Origin of the sequence: Streptomyces sp. NPDC059201, assembly GCF_042754585.1 — a bacterium.
Classification (GTDB): domain Bacteria; phylum Actinomycetota; class Actinomycetes; order Streptomycetales; family Streptomycetaceae; genus Streptomyces.
Map to the genome: position 1 here is coordinate 132,537 of NZ_JBHZBB010000012.1, position 21,923 is coordinate 154,459.

At 74.6% G+C, this 21,923-nt stretch carries 18 protein-coding genes and 1 tRNA gene; 17 read left to right on the top strand and 2 right to left on the bottom strand.

Going from position 1 to position 21,923, the window contains the following annotated elements:
* The first annotated feature begins 87 nt into the window (after positions 1-87).
* Complete coding sequence (locus ACFXMG_RS31880) at positions 88-1,677, top strand: choice-of-anchor A family protein (protein ID WP_383819850.1); 1,590 nt, start codon at positions 88-90, stop codon at positions 1,675-1,677.
* On the opposite strand, the gene ACFXMG_RS31885 is transcribed toward ACFXMG_RS31880, so the two are convergent.
* Positions 1,640-2,755, bottom strand: coding sequence for a Gfo/Idh/MocA family oxidoreductase (locus ACFXMG_RS31885; protein WP_383819847.1), 1,116 nt, complete (start codon positions 2,753-2,755; stop codon positions 1,640-1,642). The two genes, ACFXMG_RS31880 and ACFXMG_RS31885, sit on opposite strands and share 38 nt — an antisense overlap.
* 65 nt (positions 2,756-2,820) lie before the next feature.
* Here ACFXMG_RS31885 and ACFXMG_RS31890 point away from each other — a divergent pair, with 65 nt between their 5' ends.
* From ACFXMG_RS31890 to ACFXMG_RS31955, 14 genes are all read left to right on the top strand, one after another.
* Positions 2,821-4,047 carry an ROK family protein gene (locus tag ACFXMG_RS31890; protein WP_383819844.1) on the top strand — a complete coding sequence of 409 codons (1,227 nt, stop codon included), beginning with the start codon at positions 2,821-2,823 and terminating at the stop codon, positions 4,045-4,047.
* Positions 4,048-4,166: 119 nt separating this feature from the next.
* Positions 4,167-5,096: a hypothetical protein gene (locus tag ACFXMG_RS31895; RefSeq protein ID WP_383819841.1), complete on the top strand. Its 930-nt coding sequence runs from the start codon at positions 4,167-4,169 to the stop codon at positions 5,094-5,096.
* Between the two features lie 90 nt (positions 5,097-5,186).
* Complete coding sequence (locus ACFXMG_RS31900; RefSeq protein WP_383819838.1) at positions 5,187-5,954, top strand: GntR family transcriptional regulator; 768 nt, start codon at positions 5,187-5,189, stop codon at positions 5,952-5,954.
* A 150-nt stretch (positions 5,955-6,104) separates the two neighbouring features.
* On the top strand, positions 6,105-7,226 hold the full coding sequence (locus ACFXMG_RS31905; protein ID WP_383819836.1) for a TIGR03364 family FAD-dependent oxidoreductase: 1,122 nt from the start codon (positions 6,105-6,107) through the stop codon (positions 7,224-7,226).
* Positions 7,227-7,231: 5 nt separating this feature from the next.
* A complete protein-coding gene (locus ACFXMG_RS31910; protein ID WP_383819833.1) occupies positions 7,232-7,927 on the top strand; it encodes a phosphonatase-like hydrolase in 696 nt (231 codons plus the stop codon).
* A complete protein-coding gene (locus ACFXMG_RS31915) occupies positions 7,924-8,976 on the top strand; it encodes an ABC transporter ATP-binding protein (RefSeq protein ID WP_383819831.1) in 1,053 nt (350 codons plus the stop codon). The genes ACFXMG_RS31910 and ACFXMG_RS31915 overlap by 4 nt, the downstream gene beginning before the upstream one ends.
* Positions 8,969-9,829 (top strand): 2-aminoethylphosphonate ABC transporter permease subunit, encoded by an 861-nt coding sequence (locus ACFXMG_RS31920; RefSeq protein WP_383819828.1) that lies wholly within the window; start codon positions 8,969-8,971, stop codon positions 9,827-9,829. Before ACFXMG_RS31915 ends, ACFXMG_RS31920 begins: the two co-directional genes overlap by 8 nt.
* On the top strand, positions 9,816-10,613 hold the full coding sequence (locus ACFXMG_RS31925; RefSeq protein WP_383819825.1) for an ABC transporter permease: 798 nt from the start codon (positions 9,816-9,818) through the stop codon (positions 10,611-10,613). The genes ACFXMG_RS31920 and ACFXMG_RS31925 overlap by 14 nt, the downstream gene beginning before the upstream one ends.
* 26 nt (positions 10,614-10,639) lie before the next feature.
* A complete protein-coding gene (locus ACFXMG_RS31930) occupies positions 10,640-11,698 on the top strand; it encodes a 2-aminoethylphosphonate ABC transporter substrate-binding protein (RefSeq protein ID WP_383819822.1) in 1,059 nt (352 codons plus the stop codon).
* 134 nt (positions 11,699-11,832) lie between these two features.
* The gene (locus ACFXMG_RS31935; protein ID WP_383819819.1) at positions 11,833-13,371 is read left to right on the top strand and encodes an alkaline phosphatase family protein; all 1,539 of its coding nucleotides are present in this window, start codon (positions 11,833-11,835) and stop codon (positions 13,369-13,371) included.
* A gap of 88 nt (positions 13,372-13,459) precedes the next feature.
* On the top strand, positions 13,460-14,239 hold the full coding sequence (locus ACFXMG_RS31940; protein WP_383819816.1) for an HAD-IIA family hydrolase: 780 nt from the start codon (positions 13,460-13,462) through the stop codon (positions 14,237-14,239).
* Between the two features lie 75 nt (positions 14,240-14,314).
* On the top strand, positions 14,315-14,893 hold the full coding sequence (locus ACFXMG_RS31945) for a hypothetical protein (RefSeq protein WP_383819812.1): 579 nt from the start codon (positions 14,315-14,317) through the stop codon (positions 14,891-14,893).
* 2 nt (positions 14,894-14,895) lie between these two features.
* A complete protein-coding gene (locus tag ACFXMG_RS31950; protein WP_383819809.1) occupies positions 14,896-15,543 on the top strand; it encodes a class F sortase in 648 nt (215 codons plus the stop codon).
* Between the two features lie 444 nt (positions 15,544-15,987).
* Positions 15,988-16,962: a glycoside hydrolase family 6 protein gene (locus ACFXMG_RS31955; RefSeq protein ID WP_383819806.1), complete on the top strand. Its 975-nt coding sequence runs from the start codon at positions 15,988-15,990 to the stop codon at positions 16,960-16,962.
* A gap of 55 nt (positions 16,963-17,017) precedes the next feature.
* Here the strand turns inward: ACFXMG_RS31955 and ACFXMG_RS31960 are convergent.
* Positions 17,018-17,091, bottom strand: a tRNA-Lys gene (locus ACFXMG_RS31960).
* Positions 17,092-17,274: 183 nt separating this feature from the next.
* Here ACFXMG_RS31960 and ACFXMG_RS31965 point away from each other — a divergent pair.
* Complete coding sequence (locus ACFXMG_RS31965; protein ID WP_383819803.1) at positions 17,275-18,639, top strand: peptidoglycan-binding protein; 1,365 nt, start codon at positions 17,275-17,277, stop codon at positions 18,637-18,639.
* 1,270 nt (positions 18,640-19,909) lie between these two features.
* Positions 19,910-21,784 (top strand): SPFH domain-containing protein, encoded by a 1,875-nt coding sequence (locus tag ACFXMG_RS31970; protein WP_383819800.1) that lies wholly within the window; start codon positions 19,910-19,912, stop codon positions 21,782-21,784.
* Positions 21,785-21,923: the final 139 nt, after the last annotated feature.

Below are 21,923 nucleotides of genomic sequence, written 5' to 3' on the forward strand. Positions count from 1 at the left end.
GATCCCCGGTGTGACCCGTGTCCGATTCTGGCGGCGCCCCGCGTGGGGTGCCGCCATTTTCGTACCTTTTTATGCATATTGCGGCGTATGGAACCTGTGAAGAGCGAACGAGTCCCCCGCCGCCGCGCACACCTCGCCCTCTCCGCCGCGACGGCGGTCCTCGCCGCCGGCGCCCTCGTCGGCGGCCTCGCCGTCACCGGCGCCGCCGATCCGCTGCCCGGGGGCCTCGGTCCCTGCAAGCCGGGCAAGTGCCCGCCCACGTACCCGGACATCAACAACGGGCCCGTCGAGTGGCGCGACAACGCCATCAACGTCTACGTCGGCGGCGACTTCCTCGTCCGCGAGGCCGCCGCCGAGGCCGAGGGCAAGGTCGTCGTCCTCGGCGACTTCGACCAGAACAAGCGGGCGGGCGTCTCCGGGGTCTACAACGTCGGCGTCGCGGGCGTCGGTTCGCGCGTCCCGCCCGAGAACGGCACCGACTTCCTCACCGTCGGCAAGGACATCACCGTCGCCCCCGAGCAGCGCCTCCTCACCGAGGAGGGCACGATCACCGGGAAGACGCGGTTCGCGGGCACCGTCACCGGCACCGTGGTCCCGCTGGCCGTCAAGGACACCGCCGCCGCTGCCCCGTACACCCCGCTGCGCGACCAGCTCACCGCCGCCAGCCAGTGCTACGCGTACGTCGACGGTGCCAACCGCCCTCCCACCGGAACGGCCGTCAACCACGACACCGAGACCCTCTTCACCGGCGACGGGACCTCCGCGCTCCAGGTGTTCAACGTCGACTTCGACCTGGAGTCGGCGTCCGGCGGACAGCAGGGCATCCGCTTCGAGGGCATCCCCGCGAACGCGACCGTGCTGGTCAACGTCCTCGGCGCCGACCGGACCATCGACACCTACATCAACGGCCTGCCGGGGCTCCGCGACCGGCTGCTGTGGAACTTCCCCGACGCGACCCGGGTCAAGTTCGAGGGCACCGCGCAGTTCGCGGGCAGCGTCCTCGTCGGCGACCAGGCCAGCAGCACCACCATCACCATGCCGGGCATGAACGGCCGGTTCTTCACCACCGGCAACCTGACCCACGCGTCCGAGCCGGGCGGGGGCGGCGGCCAGGAGATCCACAACTACCCGTTCAACGGCGACCTGCCGTCCTGCGACGAGGACCCGACGCCGACCGAGACGACCCCCACCCCGACCCCGACGGACACCACGCCCACGCCCACGCCGACGGACCCGACGCCGACGGAGACCACCCCCACCCCGACCGAGCCGACGCCGACCGAGACGACCCCCACCCCGACCGAGCCGACCCCCACGGAGACCACTCCCACGCCGACGGAGCCGACCCCGACGGACCCGACCCCGACCGAGACCACCCCCACCCCCAGCCCGAGCGACTCCGCCGACGGCGGAGTCTCGAACGGCGGCAGCACGGACGGGGGCGGTTCCAACGGCGGCAGCTCGAACGGCGGCAGCTCGAACGGCGGTGGATCCGACGGCGGCTACGGTGACGACACCGGCGGCAACCACGGCCCGGACCACGGCGGCGAACTCCCCGAGACCGGCGCCGGCACCGGCAAGGTCGTCATGGCGGTGACCGCCGCCGGCCTCGCCCTCGGCGGCGGTGTCATGGTGGCCGTCAGCCGCCGGCGCCGTCGGTCGAACGGGACAGCCTGACCGTGACGCCCTCGCGGGCCGACCGCCGCGCCGCCTCCAGCACGTCCAGGGCGGACGCCGCCTCGCGCGCGGTGACCGGGTTCGGGCCGGTGCCGCGCACGGCGGCGGCGACGGCCGCGTAGTACGCCGGATAGTCCCCCGGCACCGACTCGACCGGCGTCCCGCCGCCGGTCAGCGGGGACTCCCCGGAACCGATCCGGCCCCACAGCCCCTCGGGCTCCACGCCCCAGGACACGCCGGGGCCGGGCCGCAGCCCCTCGCGCAGCGCCGCCTCCTGCGGATCGAGGCCGTACGTCACGAACCCGGCGCGCTGCCCGAGCACCCGGAAGCGGGGGCCCAACTGGGCGGCGGTGGCGCTCACGTACAGGTGCGAGCGGACGCCGTTCGCGTGCGTGAGCGCCACGAAGGTGTCGTCGTCGGCCTCCGCGCCCGGGCGGCGCACGTCCGACTCGGCGTAGACGGAGACGGCCGGGCCGAAGAGGACCAGCGCCTGGTCGACGACGTGGCTGCCGAGGTCGTACAGCAGACCGCCGATCTCCTCCGGCGCGCCGGACTCGCGCCAGCCGCCCTTCGGCCGCGGCCGCCACCGCTCGAAGCGCGACTCGAAGCGCTGGACCTCGCCCAGCTCGCCCTCGTCCAGGAGGCGGCGGAGGGTGAGGAAGTCGCTGTCCCAGCGCCGGTTCTGGAAGACGGACAGCAGCAGACCGCGCTCCTCGGCCAGCTCCGCGAGGCCGCGCGCCTCGGCGGCGGTCGCGGCGAGCGGCTTGTCGACGACGACCGGCAGCCCGGCCTTCAGGGCGGCCTCGGCGATCGGGACGTGGGTCTTGTTCGGGGAGGCGACGACGACGAGGTCGAGTTCCGGGGCGCCGTCCGCCCAGAGCTCCTCCGGGCGGGCGAGCACCCGCACGCCCGGGTACGCGGCCCGCGCCTCGGCGGCCCGCTCGGGGTTGCCGGTGGTGACGGCGGCGAGCGTGAGGCCGTCGGAGGCGGCGATCAGCGGGGCGTGGAAGACGGAGCCCGCGAGGCCGTAGCCGACGAGGCCGACGCGGAGGGGGCGGGGGGTGGTGAGGGGCGTCATGAACAGCACTTAAGCAACGCTGTTGCCGAAGTGCAAGCAGGGGAGAGAATGGGCCGGTGACGGTGATGACGAGGGACCCTGGCGGCGGCGCGAACCTGTCGGCGCTGCGCGGCCACAACGCGGCGCTCGTGCTCGACCTGCTGCGCACGGCGGGGGAGGACGGCATCAGCCGGCTCGAACTGGCCGAGCGCACCGGCCTCACCCCGCAGGCCGTCAGCAAGATCACCGCCCGGCTGCGCGCCGAGGGCCTGGCCGCCGAGGCCGGCCGCCGCGCCTCGACCGGCGGCAAGCCGCGTACGGTCCTCCGGCTCGTCCCCACCGCCGCGCACGCCGTCGGCGTCCACCTCGACCGCGACGAACTGACCCTCGCCCTCACGGACCTCACCGGCGCACCGGCGGCGGCCGTCCGGCGCCGCCCCCTGACCCTGGCCGACGGCCCGGACCCGGTCCTGGAGGCCGTGACGGAGGAGGTACGCGCGCTGCTGAGCGAGGCGCGACTGCCCGTGCCACCGGCCCCGGCTCCGGAGTCTGCCGTCGGCCCCCGCGTGCTCGGTGTCGGGGTCGCGATGCCCGGTCCGCTGGACCACCGGCTCGGGGTGCCGGGGCGGGTGACGGGCGCTCCGGTGTGGGACGGGTTCCCGGTACGGGACGTGCTGGCGGCGCGGCTCGGGCTGCCCGTCACGCTCGACAAGGACACCAACGCCGCCGCCCTCGGCCTCGCCGTCCGGCCCGGCGCGCCCCGCTCCTTCGCCTACGTCCACCTCGGTACGGGGCTCGGCGCCGGGCTCGTCGTCGGCGGCGCCCCGCTCCGGGGCGAGCGCACCGGGGCGGGCGAGCTCGGCCACCAGACCGTCCAGCTCGACGGGCCCCCGTGCGGCTGCGGGGCGCGCGGCTGCCTGGAGGTGCTGTGCCTCGCGGCGGTGGCCCGGGGGGAGCTGCCCGAGGCGGCGCGGATCCTCGGCACCGGCGCGGCCAACCTGGTCCGGCTCCTCGACATCGACCGCGTCCTGCTCGGCGGCCGGGTGGTGCTGGGCGCGCCCGGGGTCTTCGCGGACGGCGTGTCCGCCGTGCTCGCCGGGCTGCGGCTCCCGGTGCCGGTCGAGGTCGCGGACGCCCCGCACGCCGCCCCGCACGCCGTGGCGCTGGGCGCGGCGCACGCCGTGGCGCTCGGCGCGGCGCAGCTCGTCCTGGCCCCGGTCTTCGGTCTGGAGGCGCGGGCGGAGAGCCTCCCCAGCCGTCCGGTCCCTCCCCTCCTTCCAGTCCGTTCATCGGAAGACCGGACCATACGCTGATCGGGCGGATCCGGCGGGCCGGTCGGGGCCGCGGGCGGTGTCGCCGCCCGTTCCGGGCCGGTGCGTGTGGCAGCGTCGCGGGCGACCCGTCCGTCCGCGAGCAGCAAAGGCACCCGTCCATGGCATCCGCCCCCCGGCCCCCGCGCAGCGTCCGCGCCCTCGCCGCCGCGGCCGTCACGCTGACCGGCACCCTGTTCTCCGCCCCCACGGCCTCGGCAGCCCCCCAAGCCCCCCAAGCCCCCACAGCCCCCACCGCCCCGGCGGCCCCCGCCCCCGCGCCCTCCTGCGGCACCGCCTCCGACATCGGTTTCCCGCTCGACACCCGGATCCACGACGGCCCCGCCGACTACCCGGCCGGAGGGGCGTTCAAGTCCTGGGAGCTGGAGGTGCGGAACGTCACCGGCAGCGCCTGTACCGGGGTGCATCCGGTGCTGGTGCTCGCCGACGAGGAGCGGGTGCTGCGGCCCGAGCAGATCCGGCTGGAGTTCTACGACGCGCTGGCCGAGCGCTGGCGGGAGGTCGCCTTCGAGGCGACCGAGGAGGCCGAGAGCGTCGGCGCGTTCACCGGGTTCGGCGGCTTCGCCGTGCCCGCCCGGCGGACCGTCACCGTCCCGGTCCGGCTGGCCTTCCGGGCGGACGCGGTGCCGGAGGAGGTCGTGGTCAACGCGGCGCTCGTCCAGCGCCGGGGCGCCGACGGCGACTGGGTCGGCCGCTCCGACGACTACCGCCTCACGATCGGACCGCCCGACCCCGAGGACCCGCCCGAGGACCCGCCCGCGCCCGCCACGCCCTCCGCGCCCGCGGACCCGTCCGCCGAACCCCCGGCCGAGCGGCCCGCCACGCCCACGGGTCCCGCGCCCACCCCCGTACCCGAAAAACCGGCCCTTCCGCCGCCGTCCGACGGCCGGATCCCCGCGGTGCCCCCCGCCCGCCCCGAACTCGCCCACACGGGACCGGAGGAGGCCGTCCCCCTGGCCCCCTGGGCGGCGGCCCTCGCCCTCGCCGGCGCCCTCCTCGCCCGCACCGCCCGCCGCCTGAGGCGCGACTGACCAGGCCCCCCGCCCCAGGCCCGACCACGCGAACCGCCCGGTCACCCCGCGTACACCCTCCCGTTCACCCCCGTCTGCGACGATCCCCGGATGAGCCACCACCACACCCCGAGCGCCCCCGGCGCCCCCGTCCGCTCCGGTGTCCCGGAGCACGGCCGGGTGCCCAAGTACTACGCCGTGAAGGCGCGACTCGCCGTGCTCGTCGACGAGTTGGGGGAGGGCGGCGCGCTGCCCACCGAGCGCGACCTCGCCGTCCGCTACGAGGTGTCCCGGGAGACCGTCCGGCAGGCCCTGCGCGAACTCCTCCTGGAGGGCAGGCTGCGCCGCCAGGGGCGGGGCACGGTCGTGGCCGGGCCCAAGCTCGAACAGCCGCTCTCCCTCGCCAGCTACACCGAGGGCGTCCGCCGCCAGGGCCGCCGCCCCGGCCGCAGCCTCATCTCCCTCGACCGCTTCCCCTGCCCCGACGCGCTCGCCCCCGAGGTCGGCGTGGCGCCCGGCGCGCCCGTCTGGCACATGGAGCGGGTGCTGCTCGCCGACGACGAGCGGGTCGGCCTGGAGAGCACGTACGTCTCCGAGGCCCGTGTCCCGCGCCTCGACGCCGACTTCGACCCCGACTCCTCCTTCTACGGCTACCTCCGCGACCGGCTCGGCATCTCCTTCGGCGACGCCGACGAGCGGATCGAGACCGTGCTCGCCACCCCGCGCGAGGCGCTGCTCATCGGCACCCCGCCCGCCCTGCCGATGCTGCTGCTGCACCGGCTCTCGCGCGACGAGGAGGGGCGGCCCCTGGAGCGGGTCCGCACCCTCTACCGGGGCGACCGCTTCAGCTTCACCACCCACCTCGGCCGCCAGGACTGACGCCTCCAGGACTGACCCGGAGAGTCCCGGTATCGCCCCCGTAGAAGGTCACAAACAGATAACGGGTCTAGTCCAACCTTGTCGGTCCGTTCACCGTCCCGTCGCCCGGCCGACCCGCCCGGGTCACCCTCCGCCCCGACCGTGGACGGCATGAAGGTGATCGTCGTAGGAGCCGGCGTGGTGGGCACCATGCACGCCTGGCAGGCAGTGGAACGCGGCCACGAGGTCGTACACATCGAGCGCGAGGCCGAGGCGCGCGGAGCCTCCCTGAGGAACTTCGGCCAGATCTGGGTCAGCGGCCGGGCGGGCGGCGAGGAACTCGACACCGCCCTGCGCGCCCGTGAGCTCTGGGAGGGCATCGGCGCCCGCGTCCCCGGCCTCGGTTTCCGGGCGATCGGCTCCCTCACCCCCGTCCGGGGCGAGCTGGAGCTGGCCGTCGCCGAGGCGGCCGTCGCCCGGGAGGACGCCCCCGCCCGCGGCTACAAGCTGCTCACCCCCGAGGAGGCGCGGGCGGTCAACCCTGCCCTGCGCGGCGCCTTCGACGCCGCCCTCTGGTGCGAGCGGGACGCCGCCGTCGAGCCGCGCACCGCGCAGCTCGCCCTGCGCGAGGCCCTCCTCGCCACCGGCCGCTACACCTTCCTCCCGAACCGCGAGGTCCGCGAGGTCGTCGGCGAGCACGCCGTCCGCGACGACCACGGCGACCTGCACAGCGGCGACGCCGTCGTCCTGTGCACCGGCGCCTGGCTCTCCGGCCTGGTCCGCGAGGTCGCGGGACCGGTCCCGGTCCGCCGCGTCCGCCTCCAGATGATGCAGACCGCCCCGCTCGGGGAGCCGCTGACGACCTCCGTCGCCGACGCCGACTCCTTCCGCTACTACCCGGCCTACGCCTCCGGGGCGCTGGACGCGCTCAACGCCGGCCAGGCGCAGGACCCCACCGCCGCCGCCCACAAGATGCAGCTGCTCATGGTGCAGCGCCTCGACGGCGGACTGACCATCGGCGACACCCACGAGTACGAGCACCCCTTCGCCTTCGACACCGTCGAGGACCCCTACGAGCACCTCGTCCGCGTCGTCGAGTCCCTCCTCGGCCGCCCGCTGCCGGCGATCCGCCGCCGCTGGGCCGGCGTGTACGCGCAGTGCGTGGACACCACCCGGGTCGTCCACCGCCAGCGGGTACGGGACGGGGTCTGGCTCGTGACAGGACCCGGGGGGCGCGGCATGACCTGCTCGCCCGCCATCGCAGAGACGACCGCCGACGAACTGGGCTGGTGACACACATGACCACGCACAACACCCACGACCTGATCGTCCTCGACATGGCCGGCACCACCGTCGCCGACGACGGCCTCGTCGAGGCGGCCTTCAACGCCGCCGCCGAACGCCTCGGCGAGGACCCGGCCGCGATGATCGGCCACGTCCGCGCCACCATGGGCGAGTCCAAGATCACCGTCTTCCGCCACCTCTTCGGCGGCGACGAGGACCGCGCCCGCCAGGCCAACCTCGCCTTCGAGCAGGCGTACGGCGAGCTGGTCGACGGCGGCCGGATCGCCCCCATCCCCGGGGCGGCCGAGACCGTCGCCGCGCTCCGCGAGCAGGGCCGTACCGTCGTCCTCACCACCGGCTTTGCCCGCGTCACCCAGGACGCCATCCTCGACGCGCTCGGCTGGCGGGACCTCGCCGACCTCACCCTCTGCCCGGCCGACGCCGGCGGCCGCGGCCGCCCGTACCCGGACATGGTCCTCGCCGCCCTCCTGCGCACCGCCGCCGTCGACGACGTGCGCCGGATCGCGGTCGCCGGCGACACCTCGTACGACATGCTCAGCGGCTCCCGCTCCGGCGCCGGGATCGTCGCCGGCGTCCTCACCGGCGCCCACGCGGAGCCCGCGCTCAAGGAGCACGGCGCCACGCACGTCCTCGGCTCGATCGCGGAACTCCCGGCAGTGATAAGGGAGTACGAGGGGTACGCGTCGTGACCAGCGGCATCCGCTTCGACGGCGTCTCCGTCGCGTACGGGGACACCACCGTCCTCGACGCGCTCACCCTCACCGTCGAACCCGGCGAGGTCATGGCCCTCCTCGGGCCGTCAGGATCCGGCAAGACGACCGCCCTGCGCACCGTCGCCGGGTTCATCCAGCCCTCCGCCGGGCGCGTGTACATCGGCGACCGCGACGTCACCGACCTCCCGCCGTACCAGCGGGGCATCGGCATGGTCGTCCAGCAGTACGCCCTCTTCCCGCACCTGCGCGTCGACGAGAACGTCGCCTTCGGGCTCAAGGCGCGCAAGCACCCCAAGGCGGAGATCCCCGGGCGGGTCGCCGAGGCGCTGGAGATGACCGGGATGGGGGCGTACGCCCGCCGCCACCCCCGCGAGCTCTCCGGCGGCCAGCAGCAGCGCGTGGCCATCGCCCGCGCCCTCGCCATCCGCCCCGACGTCCTCCTCCTCGACGAGCCGCTCTCCGCGCTCGACGCGCAGCTCCGCTCCGGGATGCTCGCCGAGCTGGCCCGGCTCCACCGCGAACTCCCCGACGTCTCCGTCCTGTACGTCACCCACGACCAGGTCGAGGCGCTCACCCTCGCCGACCGCATCGCCGTCATGGACAAGGCCCGGCTCCAGGACTGCGGCACCCCGCAGGAGCTGTACCGGCGGCCCCGCACCGAGTTCACCGCCTCCTTCGTCGGCAACGCCAACCTGCTGCCGGTCCGGGTCGGGCCCGACGGCGTCGACCTCGCCGGCACCGCCCTGAAGGTCCCGGTCGGCGACGCGGCGCCCGGCGCCGGCGCCACCCTGTGCGTACGCCCCCACCTCATCGGCCTCGGCGAGGGCCCCAACGCCCTGCGCGGCCGGATCGCCGAGGTCCAGTGGCGGGGCGCCACCCACCGGCTGTACGTCGACGTCGCCGGGCACCGCGTCAAGGCGGACGTGCGGGAGCTGCGGGACACGCCGCCGCTGGGCTCGGAGGTCACGCTCCACTTCGCACCCGAGGACGCGGTGCTTCTCGCCGCGGGGGTGAACGATGGCTAGCGCCTCCACCGCCGCGCCGCCCGTCGTCACGGTGGCGCGCCCGGCGCGGAGCCGTACCGTCCCCACCTGGGTCTGGGCCCTGCCCCCCGTCGCCGTTCTCGCGCTCGTCTTCCTCTATCCGCTCGGGCTCGTCGTCCAGGAGTCGCTGGCGCCCGGCGCGTACGCCGAGGTGTTCTCGTCCGCGTCCTTCCGGGACGCGCTCCTCACCACCGTGTGGCTCGCGGTCGGCGCCACCGTCGGCTGTCTCGTCCTCGGGTTCGTCCTCGCGCTGATCGTCGCCTTCGTGCCCTTCCCCGGGGCGAAGGCGGTCTCCCGGTTCATCGACGTCTTCCTCTCCTTCCCGTCCTTCCTCATCACCCTCGCCCTGCTCTTCGTGTACGGCACGGTCGGCATGGCCAACGGGCTGTGGACGGGCGCCACCGGCGCCGCCGAGGGGCCGTTCCACTTCCTCACCACCCCGTGGGGCGTCCTCCTCGCCGAGATCACCTACTTCACGCCCTTCGTGATGCGGCCGCTGCTCGCCGCCTTCTCCCAGCTGGACACCGCCCAGCTGGAGGTGGCGTCCTCGCTCGGCGCCCGGCCCGCGCGGATCGTGCGGAAGGTGATCCTGCCCGAGGCGCTGCCCGCGCTCGCGGCCGGCGGCAGCCTCGTCCTGGTGATGTGCCTCAACGAGTTCGGGATCGTGCTCTTCACCGGCGCCAAGGGCGTCATCACCCTCCCGATGCTCGTCTACTCCAAGGCCATCCTCGAATCCGACTACGCCGCCGCCTGTGTCGTCGCCGTCGTCAACGTCGCGATCTCCGTCGGCCTGTACGCCGTCTACCGGGTGGTGAGCCGCCGTGCTGGTGCATAGCCGGAAGGGCCGGGCCGCGTCCTGGCTCGTCTTCGCGGTCCTCTTCGTGCCGCTCTTCGCCGTCCCCCTCCTCGTCATCGTCGCCGCCTCCTTCTCCACCCACTGGTCCGGCGCCTTCCCCTCGGGCCCGACCGCCGAGCACTACACGGCGGCCGTCCGCGGCGAGTCCCTCCAGGCCCTGACGACCAGCCTCGTCACCGCCGCCGCCGCGAGCCTCCTCGCGCTCACCCTCGGCACCTGGGCCGCGCTCGCCGCCGCCTCGCTGCGCGACCGCGGCCGCCGGATCCTCGACGCGCTGTTCGTCCTGCCGCTCGCCGTGCCGTCGGTGGTCGTCGGCCTCGCCGTCCTGGTGGCCTTCTCCCGGCCGCCGCTGCTCCTCAACGGCACCCGCTGGATCGTGATCCTGGCCCACACGGTGCTGGTCACGGCCTTCGCCCACCAGTCGGTCTCGGCGGCCATCCGCCGCCTCGACCCGATGTACGAGCAGGCGGCGGCCGGACTCGGCGCCCGCCCCTCGTACGTCCTGTTCCGGGTCAAGCTGCCCCTGCTGCTGCCCTCGCTCGGCGCCGCCGCCGGGCTCTGCTTCGCCCTGTCCATGGGGGAGCTGAGCGCCACGATGATGCTCTACCCGCCGGACTGGACGCCGCTGCCGGTGCTGGTCTTCACCGCCACCGACCGCGGCTCCCTCTTCACCGGATCGGCGCTGGCCGTGGTCCTGATGGCCGCGACCCTGCTGATCCTGCTCGCCGTCTCCCGTATCCGCACCAGAGCGTCCTACCGATAACCCTCACGCAGGAGAAGAACGACGTTATGCGCACGTACGCCAAGCCGGTCGCCGCCGTCACCGGCGCCCTCGCCCTCGCCGCCTCCCTCACCGCCTGCGGCGGCTCCTCCGCCGCCTCCGACGCCAAGGTCGTCACCGTCTACAGCGCCGACGGCCTCAAGGGCGAGAAGGGCGACGGCTGGTACGACAAGGTCTTCGCCGACTTCGAGAAGGAGACCGGCATCGAGGTGAAGTACGTGGAGGGCGGCTCGGGCGAGATGGTCCAGCGGGCCCTGCGCGAGAAGTCCAACACGCAGGCCGACGTCATCATCACCCTCCCGCCCTTCATCCAGCAGGCCGGCTCCAAGGGCCTCCTCCAGAAGTACACCCCGAAGGGCGCCGAGCAGGTCGACGGCGGCGACAAGGCCGCCGACGGCTCCTGGACCTCCGTCGTCAACAACTACTTCGGCTTCATCCACAACAAGAAGGAGCTGCCCGCCGCGCCCGGCACCTGGGAGGCGCTCCTCGACGGGAAGTTCAAGGACAAGCTCCAGTACTCCACCCCCGGCGTCGCCGGCGACGGCACCGCCGTCCTCATCAAGGCCATGCACGACTTCGGCGGCCAGGCGCCCGCCATGGAGTACCTGAAGAAGCTCCAGGCCAACAACGTCGGCCCGTCCTCCTCCACCTCCAAGCTCGCCCCCAAGGTCGACAAGGGCGAGCTCCTCGTCGCCAACGGCGACGTGCAGATGAACTTCGCCCAGGCCAAGTCCATGCCGAACCTCGCCATCTGGTTCCCCGCCAAGGGGGGCGGCAAGCCCACCACCTTCGCCCTGCCCTACGCGGCCGGCCTGGTGGACAAGGCCCCGCACACCGAGAACGGCAAGAAGCTCCTCGACTTCATGCTGAGCGAGGGCGCCCAGCGCGAGGTCAGCGCCGTCGGCGGCGGCTTCCCCGCCCGCAAGGACATCAAGGCCACCGACGCCAACGCCATCGAGCTCGCCAAGCTCATCGAGGGCGTCGAGATCTTCGAGCCGGACTGGGCCGACATCGACGAGAACCTGTCCTCCTACGTCGACGCGTGGAAGTCCGCGACCGGCAGCTGAGAGTTCACCGCACAGCCCCTCGACTCCCTCCGTACATCGCGGAAAGATAACGGGTACGGACCAACGCCCCTGAGAGATCAGGGGCGTTGGCGTGCTCGCCGACCCCTTCCGCCCCTTCCACGGAGGACTCCGACATGCCGCTCCACGGCATCCCCCGCCGTACCGTGCTCGCCGCCGCCGGTGCCGGAACCGCCCTCGTCGCCACCGGTCTCGCCACCGCCCCCGCCGCCCACGCGGCCGCCGCCCCGACGCTCCCGAACGGCACCAGCAAGGACAAGGTCCTCGTCGTCGGCATGGACGGCCTGCGCCACGACCGCATCGACGCGGCGAACGCCCCCGCCCTCAAGTCCCTGATGGCGAACGGCACCTACGGCCGCTCCCTGCTCTACGCCAGCCCCATGGCCGTCACCTCCTCCGGCCCCGGCTGGTCGACGATCTCCACCGGCGTCTGGCCCGACAAGCACGGCGTCAAGGACAACTCCTTCACCGGCAAGAACTACGGCCGGTACCCCGGCTTCCTCGCCCGCCTCCACCAGGTCCGGCCCCAGCTCTCCCTCTTCGCCGCCGTCGACTGGCCCGAGCTCGACACCCACGGCACCGTCACCGCCGGCGCCGACGCCAAGCTCGTCTACAACAACGACTACGCCGTCAACGACGCCCTGATCACCGACCTCACCGAGCAGGTGCTCCGCGACCAGAACCCCGACGTCCTCTTCGTCTACTTCGGCGAGACCGACGCGGTCGGCCACAGCCACGGCGCCGCGCACGGCAAGTACCTCGACGCCATAGCCGTCCAGGACGCCTACCTCGGCCGCCTCCTCGCCGCGATCAAGGCCCGCCCCTCCTACGCCTCCGAGCGCTGGACCGTCATCGTCACCACCGACCACGGGCACACCGACGGCGGCGGCCACGGCGGCTCCAGCATCGAGGAGCGCCGCACCTTCGTCCTCGCCCAGGGCCCCGGCATCGCCGCCGGCGCCCGCCCCATCGACACCCGGCTCGTCGACGTCGCCGCCACCGTCTTCCGCCAGCTCGGCATCGTCCCCGACCCGTCCTGGGGCCTCGACGGCAAGCCGGTCCAGGACCGCGCCACCGACCCCTTCGACACCCTCCAGTCCTCCCTCGCCGGCCGCGTCGACGAGACCGGCATCCCGGCCGGCGTCCTCGGCTTCACCCACACCCCGCCCAGCGGCTGGTCCGTCATCGACAACGCCATGGGCACCGGCGGCGTGAGCGAGTGGCGCGGCTGGTCCTTCGCCACCGACGAGTTCTGGTCCCGCTCCCAGCGCGACCAGTGGCGCGAGCTCAACGTCCGCGCCCGGGGCGTCTTCGCCGTCGCCGACTCCGACGAGTGGGCCGACAAGTCCTTCTCGGGGACGTACGACTCCACGCTGGTCACCCCCGCCCACAGCGTCTCCGGCGCCTCCTCCGTCACCCTCGCCCTCACCATGCTCTACCGCCAGGAGGGCTCCCAGACCGCCCAGATCCTGGCCTCCTTCAACGGCGGCACCCCCACCGTCGTGAAGACCTACTCCGCCGACGTCCTCTCGCAGCGCCAGACGGTCACCGTCCCCGTCCCGGCCGGCGCCTCCAGCGTGAGCTTCCGCTTCCGCTACGCCGGGTCCAACAACTGGTACTGGACCATCGACGGGGTCACGGTCACGGCTTCCTGACCTAGGCTGGGGGGCGTCGCCACAGCGCTGTCGCGTCGCCCCCAGCACACCGCACGTCTCACGTCCGTACGGCAGGAGTCCCGCACCCATGGCAGAGCGCAAGCCGATCGAATCCTGGCTCACCGACATGGACGGCGTCCTCATCCACGAGGGCGTCCCGATCCCCGGCGCCGACGCGTTCATCAGGAAGCTGCGGGACACCGGGAAGCCGTTCCTGGTCCTCACCAACAACTCGATCTACACCGCCCGCGACCTGCACGCCCGCCTCCGCCGCATGGGCCTCGACGTGCCCGTGGAGAACATCTGGACCTCGGCGCTCGCCACCGCCAAGTTCCTCGACGACCAGCGCCCCGGCGGCACCGCGTACGTCATCGGCGAGGCCGGACTCACCACCGCCCTCCACGACATCGGCTACGTCCTCACCGACCACGAGCCCGACTACGTGGTCCTCGGCGAGACCCGCACGTACTCCTTCGAGGCGATGACCAAGGCCGTCCGGCTCATCAACAACGGCGCCCGCTTCATCTGCACCAACCCCGACGAGACCGGCCCCTCGCTGGAGGGCCCGCTCCCCGCCACCGGCTCCGTCGCCGCGCTCATCACCAAGGCCACCGGCAAGGAGCCGTACTTCGCGGGCAAGCCCAACCCGCTGATGATGCGCACCGGGCTCAACGCGATCGGCGCCCACTCCGAGTCCAGCGCGATGATCGGCGACCGCATGGACACCGACATCCTGGCCGGTCTGGAGGCGGGCATGCAGACCTTCCTCGTCCTCACCGGCCTGACCTCGCAGGCGGAGATCGACCGCTTCCCGTTCCGCCCCTCCAAGATCGTGAAGTCGATCGCGGACATCGTCGACCGCGTCTAGCCGACGCGGGCCGACCGCCCCTGCGGATGCGAGAACGCCCGATCCGGGTGACCCTGCCAGTACCAGGAGGTCACAATGCGTTCAGGTCCCATCGCTCTCCGTGCCGCAGGGGCGGCCCTGGCCCTGGTGCTCGCGCCCACGGCCGGCACCGCCCTCGCCCACGACGGCGTCCAGGTCACCGTCACCCCGTCCACCGCCGCCCCCGGAGCCGACGTCGACGTCCGCGCCCAGGGGTGCGAGGGCACCACCGGCGCCGCCAAGTCCCCGGCGTTCGTCGCGGACGCCGAGCTCACCGGCCGGGACGGCGGCGACCACGCCGTCTTCGGCGGCGCCACCCTCCGGAAGGGCCTGGAGGACGGCACGTACAAGGTCTCCGTCACCTGCGACGGCCACGACCACCCCGACGTCGGCACGCTCACCGTCCGGCGCCACCACGAGCCCGACCGCCGCCCGGCCCCGGTCGCCCCGGTGGCCCCGGTCCGCGCGGGCGGCGGAGGCACCGCCGCGTTCGCGGCGCCCGCCGCGCCCGGCGTCGCCCAGACGGCCAGCGAGGACGGCCTCGGCACCCCGTACACCCTGCTCGGCCTGGGCATGGCCGGCGCCGCGGCCGTCGCCGTCGCCTTCCGGAGCTCCCGCCGCCGGCGTACGGAATAGGCGTGGCCGCGTCGAGCCGCCCGGTCACCGGTGTGGCCTGGGCGGTCCTGCTCCTCGGGCTCTGGCTGTGGGGCCGGGACTCCGCGTGGGGCCCCGGCGGCAGCTCGGCCCCCACGCACGGCGACATCGCGGCGGTCGGCCGCCCGCTGGGCGTGGACCTGCCGCCGTCCCGCCCGCCGATATCCGGCACGGCGGAGCCCCGCCGCGTCGAGCTCCCCGCGCTCGGCATCGACGCGCCCGTCGTCCCCCGGGGCCTCGACGCCACCGGGGCGGTGGACCCGCCGCCGTACGAGATGCCGCACACCGTCGGCTGGTACGGCCCCGGCACCACGCCCGGCGCCGCGGGCCCCGCGCTCCTCGTCGGCCACGTCGACACCGAGACCCGCCCCGCCGTCTTCTACGGCCTCAGCGCCACCCGCCCCGGCGAGACCGTCCGCGTCACCCGGACGGACGGTTCGGTCGCGGTCTTCACGGTCGACGACGTCACCGTCGTCCCGCGCGACGCGTTCGACCCCCGCAAGGTCTACGGCCCCCACGACCCCGCCCGCGCCGAACTCCGCCTCATCACCTGCGGCGGCACCTTCGACCCCGAGGCGGGCCTCTACACGGCGAACGTGGTCGTCTCGGCGTACCTGACGTCGACGGAGTAGCCCCGGTCGGGATGAGCCTCCGGGAGACCTGGCCGCGGCCGGCGGCCGCGTCCCACGGCCGCCGGCCGGGCCGGTCCTCCACCGCGCGGCTCACGGGCTGCGGGAGGAGCCCGGTGCCGCCGCGGGAGGCGGGAGTTCCGCACACTGTAGAGCGCCGTGCCTCGCACGGCCCAGAGTCCTGCCGTGCCACGATGGTCACGAATCCGCCGTCCCGCACGCACCCCAGGGACCCGCATGCCCCCACCCGTCCCGCCCCCGCCACCCCAGGGCCCGGCACGTGGCCTTGCGTCGGCCACCGGACCCGCGCCGGGCCGAGCCCAGGTGCACGCCCCCGGGGCTACGCCCGGAGCGGCCCCGGGATCGCCGCCCGAGTCCGCCCACGTACGTGGTCCCGGTTCCGCGCACGCGTCCGTCGCCGTGCCTGCCCGCGCGGGTGTCCGGCGAGTGGTGGGGCTGCTCACGCTCGCCGTGGTCGTCGTCGGTTGTGGGGCTGAGGGATCCGGTGGGGAGCCAGGGGCGGCCGGGGCTTCCGCTTCGGGCGTCGGCGCGCCCTACTGGGTGAATCCGGACGGGAAGGCCGCTCGGGCCGTCGCCGCGCATCGGGCGGCGGGGCGGAGCGAGGAGGCCGCGCTGCTGAGCCGGATCTCCACGCGGCCGGTCGCGGAGTGGATCGGGCCCGACCGGCCGGAGGCGGAGGCGCGGGCGCTCACCGAGGCGGCGGCGGAGGCCGGGCAGGCCGCGCTGCTCGTCCTCTACGACATCCCCAACCGCGACTGCGGCCTGCACTCCGCCGGCGGCGCGCCGGACGGGACGGCGTACCTCGCCTGGGTGGACGCCGTCGCCCGTGGCATCGGGGCGCGGCGGGCGACGGTGGTCCTGGAGCCGGACGCGGTCATGCACGTACTCGACGGCTGCACCGCCGAGCAGCACCACGGCGAGCGGTACGCCCTGCTCAAGTCCGCCGTCGAGCGCCTGAAGCGGCAGCCGCACGTCACCGTCCACCTCGACGCGGGCAACGCGGGCTGGTCCGCGCCGGAGCGACTGGCCGAGCCGCTCCGGCAGGCGGGCATCGCCGCCGCCGACGGCTTCGCGGTGAACGTCTCGAACTTCCGCACGACCGAGGAGAGCGTGGCGTACGGGAGGAAGCTCTCCGCCCTGGTCGGCGACAAGCCCTTCGTCGTCGACACCAGCCGGAACGGGAACGGCCCCTACACCGGGGGCGACCCGGCGGAGAACTGGTGCAACCCGCCGGGCCGGGCCCTCGGCGAGCCGCCGACCCTGAGCACGGGCGACCCGCTGGTCCGCGCGTACCTGTGGATCAAGCGGCCCGGCGAGTCGGACGGGGAGTGCCGGGGCGGCCCGAGGGCGGGGGAGTGGTTCGACAGCTACGCCCTGGAACTGGCCCGCAACGCACGGTAGTTGGGGTGCGGCAACAAGAAGGCCCCTCACTCGCGTGAGGGGCCTTCTCTGTCGGTGCGCCGCCAGGGACTCGAACCCCGGACCCGCTGATTAAGAGTCAGCTGCTCTAACCAACTGAGCTAGCGGCGCCTGCTGACAGAGAGAACTCTACCCGACGTCCTGGGGTGCTCCTGACCAACCGCGATCGCCTCCGGCCTGTCGGATGGTCGTATCAGGCCGTTGATCCGTCAAAATGCGATTTGTCCAGACAGTTGAGAAACTGGCGCCCGAAACGAGGCCCAAAAGATCTTGACGAGTGTGGAGGGGAATCGCATGAGCGTGCCGGTCTTCGAGGAATTCGAACCCGCGCCCGACTGCGGCTGCCCGGGCTGTGCCCGGCAGCGCCGCGACCTCGCGCTGGGCCTGCCGGTCCGCGCGGGCGGCCACCCGGCGGCGCACGGCGCCCGCAGGGCCCTGGTCCTGGTGACGGCGGCGGGCGCGGTGCTGGGCGGGGGAGGGGCGAGCGGCATCGCGACGGCTCTCACCCCCACCGCCCCGGCGACCCCGGTGGACGCGTCCGACGCCGCCCAGGGCTCCGACACCCCGCAGGGCGGCCGCGCCCCGCTGCACGGCCCGCCGGCCGGACAGTCCGACGGCGGGCCCACCCCCGGCGCGGTCCCGACGACCAGTCAGATCTCGACCGAGACGCTGCGGAGGACGACCCGTACGGAGATCATCAACCGGGCCAAGACGTGGGTCACGGCCCAGGTGCCGTACTCGATGGAGAAGTACTGGTCGGACGGGTACCGCCAGGACTGCTCGGGCTACATCTCGATGGCCTGGAACCTGAGCAGCAACGAGTGGACCGGCAGCCTCGACCGCTTCGCCGTCCGCATCGACCGGACCGAGCTCCAGCCCGGCGACATCCTCCTCTTCCACAACCCGGCCAACCCGACCCGCGGCTCGCACGTGACGATCTTCGGCGGCTGGACGGACTACACCCACACCTCGTACATCGCGTACGAGCAGACCAAGCCGCGCACGCGGAAGCAGGCCACGCCGATGGCGTACTGGGAGAACTCCGGCCGGTACGTCGCCTACCGCTACAAGGGGCTGGCGGGCGGCAGCACCGGCGCGGGCGGCGGCACGACGACGACACCGCCGGGCGGTACGGCGTACCCGGGCGGGGCGATGTTCGGCCCCGGCGCGGACAACTCCTCCGTGACGAAGCTCGGCCGGATGCTGGTCGAGCGCGGCGGCAAGGGCTACTACGCACAGGGGCCCGGTCCGAAGTGGGGCGAGGCCGACCGCAAGGCCACCCAGGCGTTCCAGCGCGCGCAGGGCTGGAAGGGCAAGCAGGCGGACGGTCTGCCGGGTCCGCACACGTGGAGGCTCCTCGTGTCGGGCGGGGGTCGGGACATCGGCGGTTCGAGTGGTTCGAGCGGTCCGAGCACAGATGCGAAGGGGTTCCCCGGGCGTGGCTCCTTCCGTCCGGGCCAATCCAACGCATATGTGGAGAAGCTGGGCAAACAACTGGTGAAGCGGGGCTTCGGCAAGCACTACCTGTCGGGACCCGGTCCGCGCTGGACGGAGGCGGACCGCCGCAACGTCGAGGCGTTCCAGCGGGCACAGGGCTGGCGCGGCGCGGCGGCCGACGGCTACCCGGGCCCGGAGACCTGGCGGCGATTGTTCCGATGACCCCGAGACAAGAGGTGCACCCCGAATGACGGCAGCGACCCCGAACGACTCCGGCGCGGCAGCCTCGCGCGACGCCGCCAGAACCGCCCGCCGCCTAACCAACGGCACCCTCCCCCGCAGACCCCCCACCCCCGAGACCTCTCATCCCAGAGAGACCCCTCAGCCCGGAGAGACCCCTCAGCCCGGAGAGACCCTTGCGGGGCAGGGGAGCCCGTCAGGTCCGGGGAACCTGTCCGGTCAGGGGTCCCTGTCAGGTCCGGGGACCCCGTCTGGTTCGGAAAGCCTGTCCGGTTCGGGGACCCCTGCGGGGCCGGGAACCTCTTCGGGCCCGGGGACCTTGTCAGCCCCGGGGATCCCTGCGGGTCCGGGGTCCCCTGTGGGGCCGGGGGCGCCCGTGGCTCCGGGGAGTCCGTCGGGTCCGGGGACCCCTTCGGACCAGGGGGTCATGCCAGGCCCGGGGACCCCTCCGGGCCGGGGGGCCTTGTCAGGCCCAGGGATCCCTGCGGGGCTGGGGACGCCCGCGGCTCCGGGGAGTCCGTCGGGTCGGGGAACCCCTCCGGGCCAGGGGGCCTTGTCCGGTCCGGGGACCCCAGCGGTGCCGGGGACCCCTTTGGGTTCGGGTGCCCCGTCAGGTCCGGGGAGCCTGTCCGGTCCGGGGACCCTTGCGGGTTCGGGGACGCCCGCGGCTCCGGGGGCCCCGTCAGGTCCAGGGACCCCATCCGGTCAGGGGACGTCCGTGACTCCGGGGACCTTGTCGGCTCCGGGAGGCCCGTCGGGTCCGGGAGCGGCTTCGGCTCCGGCGACCCTGTCGGGTTCGGGGAGCTCGTCGGGTTCGGGGACGGCTCCGGCTCCGGGGGTAGCCCGGACTCCGGGGAGCCCCTCGGCATCTGGGACGCCCTCGGCTCCGGGAACTCCCTCGGCCCTGGGGACAGCCCCGTCCTCCGGGGCGTCTCTGACCTCGGAGACGCCACCGACCCCGGAAGCGTCACCTCCACCGGTACCGTCCGCGACGGCGTCGGCCGCGCCACCGGGCGCTCCGAGCGGCGAGCCGCTGACCGCCGCCGGAGGGCCCGCCGCCCCGGCCTCGGCAGCGCCTTCGCGGCCGGGCGGCACCGGCCCGGTCACGGCGACCTCTCCGCAGGGAGCTGCCACTGCGGCGCCTTCCCAATCGGGCGGTACCAGCCCCGCCTCGGCGGCCTCTCCGCAGCGGGCAGCCACTGCCCAGGCCCCGGCGGCCTCTCCGCAGTCGGCCGTCACCGGCCCACCCTGGGTGGCACCGTCGCAGTCGGCCACCGGCCAGGGCCTGTCGACCTCTCCTCGGTCGGCCGTCACCGGCCAGGCCCCGGCGGCAGCTCGGCAGTCGGGCGCGCTCGACGACCCGGCCACCCACTGCCGCCCGGCGCCCGCCGCCGTCGCGCCCCCCGGCGCGAGCCGGTCGCCTGCCGCCGCGCCTCGTGGCACGAGCCCGGCCCCGGCGGCCGCGGCTGCCGCCGGGACCTCCGGGGGTTCGAACCCGGCCGCCCGCCCAGCGGGCGGTACGCCGGCTCCCGCCCAGGCGGGTTCCGCGCCAGGTGGGCCGTCGGCGGCGCGCCCCGCGTCCGGTGCTGCCGGGGCGCCCTCGGGTTCGAGCCCGCTCCAGGCCGGTTCGGACCCGGCGGCCCGCCCTGCGGGCGCGGCGCCTGCGGGTTCGACGCCGGTCCGGTCCGGGGCCGACCCGGCGCGGCGGGCCCCGACGCCGGTGGGTGCCGGGGGCCCGGCTTCCGCCCGGGAGGGTTCCGCGCCCGGCGCCGCCGCTCGTACGCCGGTTCGTTCGGTTTCGGCCGCTCGGGCCGGGGGGCGGGCGGGGGACGGGAACGGCGCACCCGGCAGCTCCGATCTGCCGGGGGTGTCGGGGGTCGGGGTCGGGGTGTTCAAGGAGGAGTGGGACGTGCTCGACTTCGGGCGGATCACGGGGATGCGGGTGGGGTCGGTCGCCGTGCCGGTCGCCGCCGTGGGGCGGTTGCCGCGGCGGAAGAACCTCATCGGGGCGGAGACGACCGGGTCGATTCCCGTCCATCTGCTGTTCCGGGACGGGGATGGAGCAGCCGACCTGGCGGGCGGCGGCGGAAGTGACGACGGCGGGCCCGACACCGTCTCGATGGCGCCGCCCACCCGCCGCGCCGCCGGCAGGGCGGCCGTCATCCCGAGGCCCGCCGCCAAGCCCGCCCGCAACGGCTCCGCCCGGCCCGCGCCGACCGCCGACCCGGGCCTCGTGGAGCGGCCCGCGGCCGTGCTGCCGGGATGGGTCGGCGTGGCCGGCGGGCTGCTCGCGCTCGCGGGGTGCGCGGCCGTCGTGTGGTGGGCGGGCGCCGTGCCCGCCGAGGCCGCGCGGATGCTGCGCCTGCCCCCGCGCCCGTACCACGGCATCCATCTCGCGCAGTGGGCCCTGCTTGCCCTCGGCGTGCTGGTCCTGCTCTTCGCGGTGGGCGGTCTCGGCCGCGGCCGGGTCGGGTACGCCTGGGTGCTGACGCTCTTCGGCGAGTACCGCGGCACCGTCCGCCGTACCGGCCTGGTCTGGGCGAGCCCGCTGCTGCTGCGCCGCCGCGTGGACGTCCGCCTCCGCCACTGGCGCAGCGAGCCGCTGCCCGCGGTGGACGCGAAGGGGACCGCGCTCGACGTGACCGTCCTCGTGGTGTGGCGGGTCCGCGACACCGTCCGCGCGGCGCTCGGCGTCGACGGGCACGAGGACTACCTGCGCGAGCAGGTGGAGGCGGCGATGGCCCGCGTCCTCTCGCAGCTTCCGGCGGACGCGTTCCACGAGGACGCGCCGACGCTCCGGGACGCGGAGGCGGTCGGCGAGGCGCTGACCCGGATGCTGTCGGCGGAGTGCGAGCCGGTCGGCCTGGACGTCTTCTCGGCGCAGCCGACGAGGATCGAGTACGCCCCCGAGGTCGCGGAGGCGATGCGCCGCCGCCGGATCGCGGCGATCGACGCGAAGCACCGGGACAGCGTCCTGACGTCGGTGGTGGACGCGGTGGACGACGTGGTCCACCGGCTGACCAGTCGTGGTCTGGTCGAGCTGGACGACTACGAGCGCAAGGCGCTGGTGAAGGACCTGACGGTGGCGTTCTACACGGGCCGTGGGGGCCCGGGCGAGGGCGCCTGAGTCCGGTTCCGGTTCGGGGGTACGAGGGCGGTCGGGGTCTCCCGACCGCCCTCGCCGTTGGTATGGACATGTTCAACTTCCGTCCCTACCTTGGTACTTGGTCTAGACCTAGAACAGTTCCTTCCGCGCGACCCGCACC